Consider the following 12,939-nt stretch of genomic DNA (forward strand, 5'->3'; position numbering starts at 1 on the left):
TGTCGCGGGGTGGAGCAGTCTGGTAGCTCGTCGGGCTCATAACCCGAAGGTCGCAGGTTCAAATCCTGTCCCCGCAATTTGGTCCGGTAGTTCAGTTGGTTAGAATGCCTGCCTGTCACGCAGGAGGTCGCGGGTTCGAGTCCCGTCCGGACCGCCATTTATATTGCAAAAATTAGTACGAAACAAGGTTTCGTCTTTTTTTATGCCGTTTAATAAGGACAAGCTTTTTTGCTCAATTGTTAAAAATCATGTAAACTACATATGTAATATGCATCCTTAGGAGAGATCCTAAGGTTTTTTGCACATAATTAAGGTAAAATGAAGATGTGACGCTAAGTTAAAATAAAAAGGTGATTGAATGAATCAATTCGAACTAATAACAACGGATTCTGAGGAAACTTCCCAATTTGCAGCAAAGTTAGCTGGGTTATTACAACCTGGAGATGTCATTGCTCTTGAAGGTGATTTAGGTGCTGGAAAGACTACATTCACTAAGGGCTTGGCTAAAGGGTTGGAGATTAAAAGAACAGTTAACAGTCCGACATTTACGATTATTAAAGAATATAAGGGAAAACTCCCGTTATATCACATGGATGTATACCGGGTTGCGGATGCCTTCGAAGACCTCGGTTTTGATGAGTATTTTGAAGGTGATGGAGTGACGGTAGTGGAATGGGCTCATTTAATTGAAGAGCAGCTCCCACAGGAAAGACTGACTATTTTCTTATATCGTGAAGAAGGGGATACTAGAAGAATGGTTTTAGTACCTCAGGGGAAAAGATATGAGCAATTATGTAAGGAGACTTTTTCATGACCATATTAGCGATTGATACTTCTAACTATGCCTTAGGAGTGGCGCTGTTAGAAGATAATCAAGTACTTGGTGAATATATAACCAATTTAAAAAAGAACCACTCTGTTCGAATTATGCCTGCTATTCAGACACTAATGAAGGATTGCGAAAAGGTTCCGGGGGATTTAACTAAGATTGTCGTCGCCAAAGGACCGGGCTCGTATACAGGAGTTAGAATAGGTGTAACCATTGCTAAAACATTAGCTTGGACTTTGAACATCCCGCTCGTAGGTATTTCCAGCTTGGAAATTTTAGCATCTGGGGTCGGTCGCTACTTTGATGGTTATGTGTCACCTCTATTTGATGCAAGAAGGGGACAGGTCTATACTGGCTTGTATCAATATCAAAATGACGAACTACAAACGATTGAAGAGGATCGTTTGGTCATGTTAGTAGACCGTGCAGAGGATCTAAAAAATTCAGGAAAAGCGATACTATTTGTCGGAAATGATTTACCACTCCATCAAGCAGCAATTGAAGCAGCATTAGGATCACAGGCTATTTTCGCAGCTAGTACGGAACAAAATCCACGTCCAGCTGAACTTGCCCTTCTTGGTAAGGATAAACCAGGGGAGGACATTCATTCTTTTGTTCCAAATTATATCCGTTTAGCTGAAGCTGAAGCTAAATGGTTAGAAGCGAAAGGAAAAATTTTAAATGGATAGGAATAGAGAGTTATGGTAGATTCTTTTGTTTTTCGCAAGATGAGGGAAGAGGACATTGACCAAATTTTAGAAGTAGAACATGCATCATTTACAACCCCCTGGAGTCGTGAAGCATTTTATAATGAATTGCATAATAATCGATTTGCTGTTTATATCGTCCTAGAGGAAAGTAACAAAATTCTCGGGTACTGTGGGGCTTGGATCGTGATCGATGAGGCACATGTAACGAATGTGGCCATTCTGCCTGAATATAGGGGCAGGAAACTTGGTGAGGCAACCATGCAAAAAATGATGACAGTGGCCAAAGAGATGGGAGCAAAGAGTATGACCCTTGAAGTGCGTGTGACCAATCATGTTGCACAATCTCTTTATCGAAAGCTTGGTTTTCAAAATGGCGGGATCCGCAAAAATTATTATTCAGATAATCAGGAAGATGGTTTAGTGATGTGGGTAAATTTATGAAAAAAGATCAATGGATTTTGGGTATTGAGACAAGCTGTGATGAGACGGCTGTCGCCATTATTAAAAATGGCAGAGAAATTGCGGCAAATGTTGTCGCATCGCAAATTGAAAGTCATAAACGCTTCGGTGGTGTGGTTCCAGAAATAGCCTCCCGCCACCATGTAGAGCAAATGACTATTGTCATTGAGGAAGCATTGAAGCAGGCAAATGTTACTTTTGCTGAGATTGATGCCATTGCTGTCACAGAAGGACCAGGATTAGTCGGTGCCCTTTTAATTGGGGTAAATGCCGCGAAAGCATTGGCATTTGCTCAAAACAAACCACTAGTTCCAGTCCACCATATTGCTGGACATATTTATGCGAACAGGCTTGTCACTGAGTTAAAATTCCCGCTCCTTGCTCTGGTCGTTTCAGGCGGGCATACAGAGCTTGTTTATATGAAGGAACATGGACATTTTGAAGTCATCGGCGAAACAAGGGATGACGCTGCTGGTGAAGCCTACGACAAGGTTGCGCGAACGTTAAACATGCCGTACCCTGGTGGTCCACATATTGACCGTTTGGCGCAGGCTGGAAATCCAACAATTAATTTACCTCGGGCATGGCTAGAAGAAGGTTCCTATGATTTTAGCTTTAGCGGCTTAAAATCTGCTGTTATTAATACGGTTCATAATGCCGAGCAACGCGGTGAGATAATTGCCCCTGAAGACCTTGCTGCAAGCTTTCAAGCCAGCGTGATTGAAGTGTTAGTGAAGAAAACAGAAAAGGCCGTCGCTGAATATGGGGTAGGACAAGTATTAGTGGCTGGCGGAGTTGCCGCCAATAAAGGCCTTAGAAATGCTTTGGAAAAGACCTTTTCAGAGAAACCTGGAATTGAATTAGTGATTCCGCCATTATCCCTATGTACTGATAATGCAGCGATGATTGCTGCTGCTGGAAGCGTGATGTTCGAAAAAGGAATTAGAGCAGACCTTTCCCTAAATGCCAACCCGGGACTGGATATCGAAATATACAATGAATAACTCTTCTGGATAAGAAGAGTTTTTTTGTTGATAAGATTTTATAAAAATGCAGATCAAAAACTGGTGAATGTGGATAAGTGGGGTGTTATCTGTGTATAATGTGGATAAGTAAGGGATTTATTGTGGATAATGTGGAAAAGTAAAAATAACATTGAAACTGTCCTGTTTGTAATGTGAATAAGAATGTGGAAAAGTGTATAACTTAATGAATTATTGCCATCATATCAAAATTTGTCGATAATTGTCATAATAAACAAAAAACCAGGCGAATGCCTGGTTTTTGCATAATTATTCAGCAAGTTCCGCCCATTCTTCCATTAAGTGCTCGAGTTCAGACTTTGCCTTTTCATTTTTTATGTTGATTTCCAATACTTTTTCATGATTTTGAAAAATGTCTGGTTCGCATAATTGCTGCTCGAATCCTTGAATTTGCTCTTCTAGCTCTTCAATTCGTTGTTCCATTTCTTCTAATTTTCTTTTTCGCTGACGCTCTTGTTTTTTACTTTCCTTATCCTGTTGATAAGAGTTTTTTTCAAAAGCATCCGTTTGTGCTGCCCTTTTTGCTGTTGCAGCCATGGCCAGTGCCGCAAGTTCTTCCTGTTCTAGTTTCTTCTCTAAATAATAATCATAATCCCCGAGGTATTCTGTACTTCCATGACGACTAAGTTCTAAGACCTTTGTGGCAATCCGGTTAATAAAATACCTGTCGTGTGAGACAAACAATATCGTGCCCGGGTAATCGATTAAAGCATTCTCTAGAACTTCCTTACTATCTAAGTCAAGGTGGTTGGTAGGCTCGTCCAAAATTAAGACATTTGCTTTCTCCAACATCAGTTTAGCTAAAGCTAGACGGGCTTTCTCACCGCCGCTTAAGGTGGAAACTATTTTTAAGACATCATCACCAGAAAATAAGAAATTACCGAGTACCGTACGTATTTCTTTTTCATTTTTTAGTGGATAGTCATCCCAGAGTTCATTTAAGACCCGCTTATTGGAGGTCAATTCAGCTTGCTCCTGGTCGTAATACCCAATCTGAAGGTTTGTCCCATAGAATATGGTTCCCTCAAGTGCAGGCAACTTTTTGATTATTGTTTTTAACAGTGTTGATTTGCCGATACCATTCGGTCCAACCAAGGCGATACTTTCACCTTTATAGGCCCGGAAAGATATGGACTCTGAAACCTTACCATCCTTGTACCCAACAGCGAGTGAATCCACTGTTAAAACATCATTTCCGCTTTGTTTTTCAATTTCAAACGTGAAGGAAGCAGACTTTTCATCGCCTAATGGACGATCCATCATCTCCATCTTTTCAAGCTTTTTACGACGGCTTTGGGCACGTTTGGTTGTCGATGCCCGCGCTAAATTCCGGTTGATAAAGTCTTGGAGATCCGCGACCTCTTGCTGTTGTTTTTCGAAAAGCTTTAAATCACGCTCATAATTTGCGGCCTTTTGATCAAGGTAAGTACTATAGTTGCCTGTAAACCTTTGGATTTGCTTACGGGATACTTCATAAACTTGAGTAACAACTTTATCTAAAAAATAGCGGTCATGGGAAACGATCAAAATCGCCCCATGATAACTTTGTAAATATTGCTCCAGCCAGGAAAGCGTATCAATATCAAGGTGGTTTGTGGGCTCATCCAATATTAGGATATCAGGCCTGGTTAACAAGAGTTTACCAAGGGCTAGACGAGTTTTCTGCCCGCCGCTTAAACTAGATATCATCAAGGATTTATCATGGAAATTCAGCCCATGAAGGACGGAGCGCATCTCTGCCTCATACTGATACCCTCCCAGTTCTTTAAATTTGACCTGAAGATGATCGTACTCTTTTAGGATTCTTTCGTACCTGCCACTGTCTCCAAAAACGAGGGGATCAGCCATTTGTTCTTCAAGTGTGCGGAGTTGTTTTTCCATCAATCGCAGCGGTTCAAAAACCGTCAGCATTTCATCCCATATGGATAATGATGATTCTAACCCAGTATTTTGAGCTAAATAGCCAATCGTCACTTCTTTTGGCTTGATGATTTCTCCGCCATCATGCGACAAGTGTCCGGCAATAATTTTCAATAATGTCGATTTTCCCGCCCCATTGCGTCCAACAAGGGCAACACGGTCCCGAGTTTGTAATTCGAGCTTAATATTCGATAAAATAAGGTCAGCACCATAATATTTTTGTAATTGATTAACCTGTAGCAAAATCATTCTCATTCACCTCTATTACATAGGATTAGTGTACCTTATTCCCGGTATGTCGGCAATAAACTGCTCGCCATATTAGCGGAGTGAAGTCTTAAACCGACATAAAATGTAATATATAGTTCAAAGTTTCACACACATATAAGGAAAAATAGTGTATGATTTGATGGGAGGATTTTTTATATGGCAGAATTTACGCATTTTAATGAAGAAGGCAGAGCAAAAATGGTCGACGTCAGTGATAAGCCGGAAACGGCACGTACGGCGCTTGCTCATTCCAGCATTACCGTTAGTAAAGAAATTTATGATAAAATAACTAATAATGAGATGAAGAAGGGCGATGTCTTAGCTGTGGCCCAGATAGCAGCTGTCATGGCAGCAAAGAAGACATGGGATTTGATTCCAATGTGCCATCCGATTCCATTAACAGGTGTTAATATTTCTTTCTCTTGGGAACAGGATAAGGATGAGAACTATCAATTATATATTGCTGCAGCCGTTAAAACGAAAGGGAACACAGGTGTAGAAATGGAAGCGTTAACAGCCGCATCCGCATGTGCCTTAACGGTTTATGATATGTGTAAAGCCGTTGATAAAGGTATGGTAATTGGACCGACGTATCTTGTCGAAAAAACGGGCGGTAAAAACGGTGATTTTAAAAGAGATGAAAGAGTTAAATAAATTTTTAACTAAACCATTCATGGGGTGTGGGAGATTATGAGTAATGAAACAACGAAAATACCACAGGCGACAGCAAAACGGCTGCCCCTCTATTATCGATTTCTAAAAAACCTGCAAAGTTCAGGCAAGCAAAGGGTCTCTTCAGCGGAATTGAGTGAAGCAGTAAAGGTAGACTCAGCAACGATTCGCCGCGACTTTTCCTATTTCGGTGCGTTAGGAAAAAAGGGCTATGGGTATAATGTTAATTACTTAATATCCTTCTTCCGAAAGACCCTAGATCAGGATGAATTAACTAAGGTTGCCTTAATAGGAGTCGGAAATCTTGGGACTGCCTTTTTAAACTATAACTTTTTAAAAAATAATAACACAAAAATAGAATGCGCCTTCGATGTGGATCCCGACAAAATGGGAACCATGATTCGCGAGGTACCTGTTCACCCTATGGACGATTTAGAGAAGGTGTTATCAGAAACTAATATTTCAGTGGCGATATTAACGGTTCCGGCTCCTGCCGCACAAATGATAACCGATCGACTGGTCCAAGCGAATGTAAAAGGGATCTTAAATTTCACTCCAGCGAGGTTAAATGTTCCACCCTTAATAAGGGTCCATCATATTGACTTGGCTGTGGAGCTTCAATCGCTAGTCTACTTTTTAAAGCATTATCCAACGGTCGAAATAGATGAAGAATAATTAGTTAAAAAGGCTTTCCACAAAATTTGTGGAAGGCCTTTTGTATGATTAACTCCCTGCTTTTTTTAATTACATAATCTATAAAAATACTTTCTTATGCACTAAGATGTAGGTAGATAAAATGCAAGCGGTTACTAACCGGGAAGTGGGGGAAATTCAATGTCAATTTTACGAGATGAAGCGTTAAAAATGCACAAGGAACACCAAGGCAAGGTTGGGATTTATTCTAAGGTGGCAGTACATAATGCAAAAGATTTAAGCCTTGCCTATTCACCCGGTGTGGCAGAGCCATGTTTGGACATTTATGCAGACGAAAATAAAGTCTATGATTATACCTCGAAGGGCAATCTTGTCGCAGTGGTATCCAATGGGACAGCGGTCCTGGGGCTTGGAAACATTGGACCAAAAGCTGCGATGCCTGTGATGGAAGGAAAGGCCGTGTTATTCAAATCGTTCGCAGATGTTGATGCCTTTCCCATTTGCTTGGCCACCACTGACACAGACCAGATCGTAGAAACCGTCAAGCTGCTAGAACCAACATTTGGCGGAGTGAACTTGGAGGATATTGCTGCGCCGCAATGCTTTGAAATTGAAGACCGCCTCCGCAAAGCCTGCGAGATTCCTGTTTTTCATGATGACCAGCATGGAACCGCGATTGTAACAGCCGCTGGTCTAATCAACGCATTAAAATTAGCAGATAAAAAAATTAAAGATATTCGTGTTGCCGTAAACGGAGCAGGTTCAGCTGGAGTAGCAATTGTTAAGCTCCTGCTGCATATGGGCGCGAAGGATGTTATTTTATGCGATACAAAAGGAATTATTTATGAAGGCCGCCCGTTCGGAATGAATCGATTCAAAGATGAAATGGCGCGAATGACAAATCGCGAGCAAAAACAAGGAGCGTTAGCCGATGCGCTCGTTGACGCAGATGTGTTTGTGGGGGTATCAGCAGCCGGGGCCGTTACAAAGGATATGGTTGGTTCTATGCACCGTAACCCGATTATCTTTGCCATGGCCAACCCTGTACCGGAAATTATGCCCGATGCGGCCAAAGAAGCAGGAGCACTTGTAGTGGGTACAGGACGATCTGATTTTCCAAACCAGGTTAATAATGTGCTTGCTTTCCCAGGTATTTTCCGCGGTGCTTTAGATGTCCGTGCAAAGGAAATCAACGAGGAAATGAAGCTTGCTGCGGTATATGCAATTGCTGGATTAATTTCAGATGAAGAACTTCATGCTGATCATGTTATTCCAGACCCTTTTGATCCTAGGGTCGCAGCACAAGTAGCGGCTGCAGTCGCTTACGCTGCAATGGAAACAGGGGTAGCTCAAAAAAATGTCAATGTTGAGGAAATAAAACAACGCCTATTATCATTAGCAGAAGCAAAACAACCAGTGCATGTTTAGGTCGAGTAAAATCTAGCTTTTAAGGGAGGACTATCTCAAACTAGAGGTAGTCTTTCAAATTTTGGGAATTAGGGCATAATTCCGATATACCTTTTAAATTTTTAGTACAATAATGAATGATAGTTTTTTTCTTTTTTAAATCGGTGGGTATGACCACGTTTTTAGGTAAGTAATTTTAACATTTCCTAGAAGGACATCTAGGGTTTTGCAATCGGAGGGGATGAAGTTGGCGATTGTGCTGACGATGTTTGTGCTTGGGATATTATTAGGATTTGTTGGGGCGGGCGGCTCCGGCTTTATTATTGCCATCTTAACAGTTATTTTTGGAGTACCAATACATATGGCGTTAGGGACATCACTAGCAGCGATGGTGTTTACGAGCATGTCAGGTGCCTACAGTCATTTTCGTCAAGGAAATATCTCAATTAAAACCGGTTTAATCGTAGGCGGATTTGGGGCAGTTGCCTCCTATTTAGGTTCAAAACTAGCCAGTTTGATTCCGATCCATTCTTTGCATTGGTTAACAGCAGGGATGTTATTTTTGTCGGCTGTAATACTGGTTGTACGCTTATTTATTGTTCAAAAAATAAAGGCAAACAACAAAAAAGTGAAACCTGGCAACCTGGTTCTCATTAAGAAAGCGGCAGTCGTCGGGTTGGTTACCGGATTGTTGTCTGGTACATTTGGGATAGGTGCTGCGCCGTTCATTCAAATCGGATTGCTTGTCATCATGGGACTTTCGCTTAAACAATCAGTGGGTACAACAATGCTCGTTATTTTGCCAATCGCTTTAGCAGGAGGAATCGGCTACTATTTAGAAGGATACCTGAATTTAACCCTGTTAGTTGAAGTGGTAGGAGGAACGATGATTGGCTCCTATGTCGGGGCTAAGTTTACAGCCCTTGCTCCGCAGCCTGTATTAAAAAGTGCGATGGTCCTGACCCCTATTATCGCAGGAGCTATTTTGCTCATAAGTTAAGGCATCATTCGCAAGGATGGTTAACTTCCTTTGAAAATTAATCCTCAGACCAGCCTAAGTTAAAGAAAGCTTTTAGACTGCAATGTATTTTCATAAGAATGCTTTGCATCCTTTTTGCGTTTACTAACCCTGTTGGTTAGTATGTCATCAGGTGAAAATCAGAATGGTGCCTGTCGCCTTCTCAAAGATGGAGGGAAATATGAGAAAGGGAAGATGGAGTTTACAGACGGTAATTATTGTCTTTGTGTGTATGGTGGTTACTTTTTCACTTTTGATAACAGATTTACTTATCAGTTCGAGAATTGCTAAGGAGACGGAAAAAGGTCAGGCTGAGAAGGCGAGAAATGTGGCGCGAATGGTTGCTCATAGTCCGCTTGTGATTGATGCGATGAGTGGAGAACAGGATGTAAAGGAAATCCAAACGTTTGCGAATGAAATGAGAAAAGTGACAAACGTTTACTTTATTGTTGTGATGGATATGAGGGGGATCCGTAAATCCCATCCTGATAGCAAAGAAGTTGGCAAACAATTCAAGGGTGGAGATGAAGGGCCGGTACTAAAAGGGAAAGAGCATGAATCTATTTCAAAAGGAGCTCTAGGACCTTCTTTACGTTCTTTTACGCCGATTAAGGATGCAACTGGGAAACAGATCGGGGCAGTAGCCGTTGGGATTTCTCTTGATAATGTGGAAACGGCCGTCAATAAGAGCAGAATAGGGATATATATTGGGACGATGATTGGTATCTTAATCGGTGTTCTCGGGGCCGTGATTTTAGCCAGATATATAAAAAAAATCCTACTTGGGCTTGAGCCATTTGCGATTGCAAAATTATTAGAGGAACGCAGCGCGATGCTTCAATCGGTGCGTGAGGGAATTGTGGCAGTTGATCAACAGTCTAACATCACACTCGTCAATCGAGCGGCCTTAAAGCTGTTCGATAAAGCAGGCCTGCAAGATAACCCGATGGGGACAAATATCGAAGAATATATGTCATCTACTCGCTTGGGTGATTTGTTAAAAACTGGTAAACCTGAATTGGATGAAGAACAGAATATAAATGGGATGACCATTTTAACCAACCGAGTCCCTGTGATCGTTGGTAATAAGGTAGTCGGCGCGATTGCTACTTTTCGGGATAAAACAGAAATACAGGTGCTCGCTGAACAACTGACCGGAGTTAGAATATATGCTGACGCACTCCGGGCTCAGGCCCATGAGTTTATGAATAAACTTCATGTTATTTTGGGGATGGTCCATACAGGTTATTATGAAAAAGTGGTCGAATATATCAGTGAAACGGTTGACCATCGAAATAGCGAAATTGGCTTTGTGACAAAAAAGATAAAGGACCCTGTATTAGCTGGCTTTTTAATTGGAAAGTTGAGTTATGCAAGGGAATCAGGGGCAGAGTTATCAGTTTCCTGTGAGCAGCCTCTTCCGCAGCCCGCTGTTTCTGATGTGACACACGAACTCATAACCATTGTTGGCAATTTAATTGATAATGCCATCGAGGCTATGAATGGTTGTATGGTTAAAAAAATAGCAATAGAATTCGAATATGGCGATGATATTTTAACAATCGAAGTAAAAGATACGGGGGCAGGGATAAGTGAAGAACTGCAAAACCAAATTTTTAACAAAGGATTCTCCACAAACGGTGAAAATAGGGGGTTAGGACTGTATCTCGTTTCGCAAGCGGTTAAGAAGCTGGAAGGGGAATTAATTCTTTCATCAAAGCCAGGAAAAGGGACCGTTTTTACCGTGTATATACCATATGAAGGAGAGGGGGACCAGAATGATTCGGGTAATGATTGTTGAAGATGATCCAATGGTAGCAGAATTTAATAAACGCTATCTTGAGCAAATTCATGGTTTTACCTTGATGGCAATGGCCGCATCCGTGGAAGAGGCGATTAAGAATATTGAAAGGCTAGAAATCGATCTTATCTTATTGGATATATTTATGCCGGGGAAACTAGGACTAGAGCTGTTAATCTACCTTCGTGAAAATGAGAAAGAGACCGATGTGATTATAATTTCAGCCGCATCAGATATGGAGCGGATTAAAAAGGCTTTAAGGTACGGAGCCGTTGATTATTTAATTAAACCTTTTGAATTTGAACGCTTTAGTAGAGCATTAGTTGCATATAAGGATCAAACCAAGTTTATTCAAACTCAACAAGTGATTAACCAAGACGTTTTGGACCATCAAATTCTGCACCGAGAGGATAAGCCCGTGATCGAAGATTTACCAAAGGGATTGACAAAAGATACCCTTAAGCAAATTTGGGATACGATTCAAGAGTTAAAAAATACCCCCTTTTCAACAGAAGACGTGGTGAAGGTCGTCGGGATTTCTCGAGTGTCGGTTCGTAAGTATTTAAATTTTTTAAAGGAAATTGGAATCCTGGACGTTAAGGTAATCTACGGTACAGTGGGAAGACCCGTATACCAGCATGAATTTAATCGATTGAAACAACATCTTATCAAAAACTTTTTGTAAGCAGCCTAAAACTGCTTACTTTTTTTATTTACAAAAACCTTATTAAATTTACATAAACTATGAAAGCGGTTTAATTGGAAATATGATAGAAACATAAAGAGTTAGGGGGATGAACATATGGAGCCAGCTAGAAAGTTGCAACCGCTTACGGTTGTTCCAGGGGAAAAGGAAGAGAAAAAAGGACTTTTAGGTAAATTTGGAAGTATGAAAGTAGGGGTAGTTCCACTTCCGCTTTATATCGTGATCGCAACTGTTGTCTATTTTTCTGCCGTCTATAACCTGCTTCCAGCGGATATGATTGGCGGCTTTGCCGTTATTATTGTCATGGGTATTTTACTAGGGGAACTTGGTATGAGGATTCCGATTTTGAAGGATATCGGCGGCCCTGCTATTTTAGCACTCTTGATTCCGTCTATATTAGTGTATTTTAGTGTCATTAACACGACTGGAATGAATGCGGTTACCCAGTTGATGAAAACATCCAATTTCCTTTACCTATATATCTCTACTTTAGTAGTAGGAAGTATTCTAGGGATGAATCGCAGAGTCCTGATTCAAGGCTTCACACGCATGTTTGTACCGCTTATTGTCGGAACAATAGCATCTGTTGCTGCAGGCGTTCTAGTAGGTTTGCTTTTTGGATATGACATGAAACACACACTTTTCTATATTGTTGTTCCAATTATCGGTGGTGGGATTGGAGAAGGAATTTTGCCGCTGTCATTAGGCTACGCAGAAGTGCTCGGAAAATCTTCTGAAACATTTGTAGGGCAATTAATTCCTGCAGCGGTGATTGGAAATATTGTCGCGATCATTTGTGCAGGGATTTTATCGCGCTTAGGGGAGAAAAAGAAGCATCTGACAGGTAATGGAGTATTAGTGAAGACAAAAGGCGGCGATGGAATCACAGAAGCATCAACAATTGATAAGCCGGTTGATTTCCCACTTATGGGCGCAGGATTGTTAATTGCCTGTAGTTTCTTTATCTTAGGTGGACTGGGGAATAAATTCCTAGGCATTCCTGGACCAGTGTTAATGATTATTGCAGCAGCTGTTGTAAAGAGTATAAAAGTAATGCCAGCTAAAATGGAACAAGGGGCTTATCACTTATATAAATTTGTCTCATCAAGTTTAACATGGCCATTAATGGTGGGGTTAGGTATGCTTTATATTCCGCTTAAGGATGTAGTCAAAATTGTAACCCCAGGATATGTGGTTGTTTGTGCCGCTGTGGTAGTGGCAATGATTACTACTGGCTACTTTGTAGGTAAGTTGATGAAGATGTTCCCAGTCGATTCCGCGATTGTTACAGGCTGTCATAGTGGTTTAGGGGGAACAGGTGATGTTGCAATTCTTTCCGCTTCCAATCGGATGTCATTGATGCCATTTGCCCAAGTTTCAACAAGAATCGGGGGCGCTTCAACTGTTATTTTGGCTATTCTTTTGCTGAAATTATTAAGCTAATATTCCT

General features: G+C 41.1%; 12 protein-coding genes and 2 tRNA genes. 13 read left to right on the top strand and 1 reads right to left on the bottom strand.

Annotated elements, in window-relative coordinates:
* Positions 1-3 precede the first annotated feature (3 nt).
* The 6 genes from COE25_RS25040 to tsaD all read left to right on the top strand — a co-directional run bounded on the left by COE25_RS25040 (position 4) and on the right by tsaD (position 3,002).
* Positions 4-77: transfer RNA gene (locus COE25_RS25040), tRNA-Met, on the top strand.
* A 3-nt stretch (positions 78-80) separates the two neighbouring features.
* Positions 81-157, top strand: a tRNA-Asp gene (locus COE25_RS25045).
* A 201-nt stretch (positions 158-358) separates the two neighbouring features.
* On the top strand, positions 359-814 hold the full coding sequence (gene tsaE, locus COE25_RS25050; RefSeq protein WP_088085063.1) for a tRNA (adenosine(37)-N6)-threonylcarbamoyltransferase complex ATPase subunit type 1 TsaE: 456 nt from the start codon (positions 359-361) through the stop codon (positions 812-814).
* A complete protein-coding gene (gene tsaB / locus COE25_RS25055; protein WP_088085064.1) occupies positions 811-1,518 on the top strand; it encodes a tRNA (adenosine(37)-N6)-threonylcarbamoyltransferase complex dimerization subunit type 1 TsaB in 708 nt (235 codons plus the stop codon). The genes tsaE and tsaB overlap by 4 nt, the downstream gene beginning before the upstream one ends.
* A gap of 12 nt (positions 1,519-1,530) precedes the next feature.
* Entirely contained in the window at positions 1,531-1,980 is a 450-nt protein-coding gene (gene rimI, locus COE25_RS25060) for a ribosomal protein S18-alanine N-acetyltransferase (protein WP_088085065.1), read from the top strand.
* Positions 1,977-3,002, top strand: coding sequence for a tRNA (adenosine(37)-N6)-threonylcarbamoyltransferase complex transferase subunit TsaD (tsaD, locus tag COE25_RS25065; RefSeq protein WP_088085066.1), 1,026 nt, complete (start codon positions 1,977-1,979; stop codon positions 3,000-3,002). The genes rimI and tsaD overlap by 4 nt, the downstream gene beginning before the upstream one ends.
* Before the next feature lie 288 nt (positions 3,003-3,290).
* Here tsaD and COE25_RS25070 read toward each other — a convergent pair whose 3' ends face one another.
* A complete protein-coding gene (locus COE25_RS25070) occupies positions 3,291-5,210 on the bottom strand; it encodes an ABC-F family ATP-binding cassette domain-containing protein (protein ID WP_098934552.1) in 1,920 nt (639 codons plus the stop codon).
* A gap of 177 nt (positions 5,211-5,387) precedes the next feature.
* Between COE25_RS25070 and moaC the strand changes: the two genes are divergently transcribed.
* The 7 genes from moaC to COE25_RS25105 all read left to right on the top strand — a co-directional run bounded on the left by moaC (position 5,388) and on the right by COE25_RS25105 (position 12,932).
* Positions 5,388-5,885: a cyclic pyranopterin monophosphate synthase MoaC gene (gene moaC / locus COE25_RS25075; RefSeq protein WP_088085068.1), complete on the top strand. Its 498-nt coding sequence runs from the start codon at positions 5,388-5,390 to the stop codon at positions 5,883-5,885.
* 36 nt (positions 5,886-5,921) lie between these two features.
* Positions 5,922-6,578: a redox-sensing transcriptional repressor Rex gene (locus tag COE25_RS25080; protein ID WP_088085069.1), complete on the top strand. Its 657-nt coding sequence runs from the start codon at positions 5,922-5,924 to the stop codon at positions 6,576-6,578.
* 159 nt (positions 6,579-6,737) lie between these two features.
* Positions 6,738-7,985 carry an NADP-dependent malic enzyme gene (ystJ, locus tag COE25_RS25085; protein ID WP_098934553.1) on the top strand — a complete coding sequence of 416 codons (1,248 nt, stop codon included), beginning with the start codon at positions 6,738-6,740 and terminating at the stop codon, positions 7,983-7,985.
* A 226-nt stretch (positions 7,986-8,211) separates the two neighbouring features.
* Complete coding sequence (locus COE25_RS25090) at positions 8,212-8,964, top strand: sulfite exporter TauE/SafE family protein (protein WP_257208954.1); 753 nt, start codon at positions 8,212-8,214, stop codon at positions 8,962-8,964.
* Between the two features lie 199 nt (positions 8,965-9,163).
* Positions 9,164-10,783, top strand: coding sequence for a DcuS/MalK family sensor histidine kinase (dcuS, locus tag COE25_RS25095; RefSeq protein ID WP_098934584.1), 1,620 nt, complete (start codon positions 9,164-9,166; stop codon positions 10,781-10,783).
* The gene (locus COE25_RS25100) at positions 10,761-11,468 is read left to right on the top strand and encodes a response regulator (RefSeq protein ID WP_088085071.1); all 708 of its coding nucleotides are present in this window, start codon (positions 10,761-10,763) and stop codon (positions 11,466-11,468) included. Before dcuS ends, COE25_RS25100 begins: the two co-directional genes overlap by 23 nt.
* A gap of 117 nt (positions 11,469-11,585) precedes the next feature.
* The gene (locus tag COE25_RS25105; RefSeq protein WP_088085072.1) at positions 11,586-12,932 is read left to right on the top strand and encodes a 2-hydroxycarboxylate transporter family protein; all 1,347 of its coding nucleotides are present in this window, start codon (positions 11,586-11,588) and stop codon (positions 12,930-12,932) included.
* Positions 12,933-12,939: the final 7 nt, after the last annotated feature.

The sequence above is a fragment of the Bacillus sp. AFS031507 genome (assembly GCF_002584635.1).
Taxonomy (GTDB): Bacteria; Bacillota; Bacilli; order Bacillales; family Cytobacillaceae; genus Neobacillus.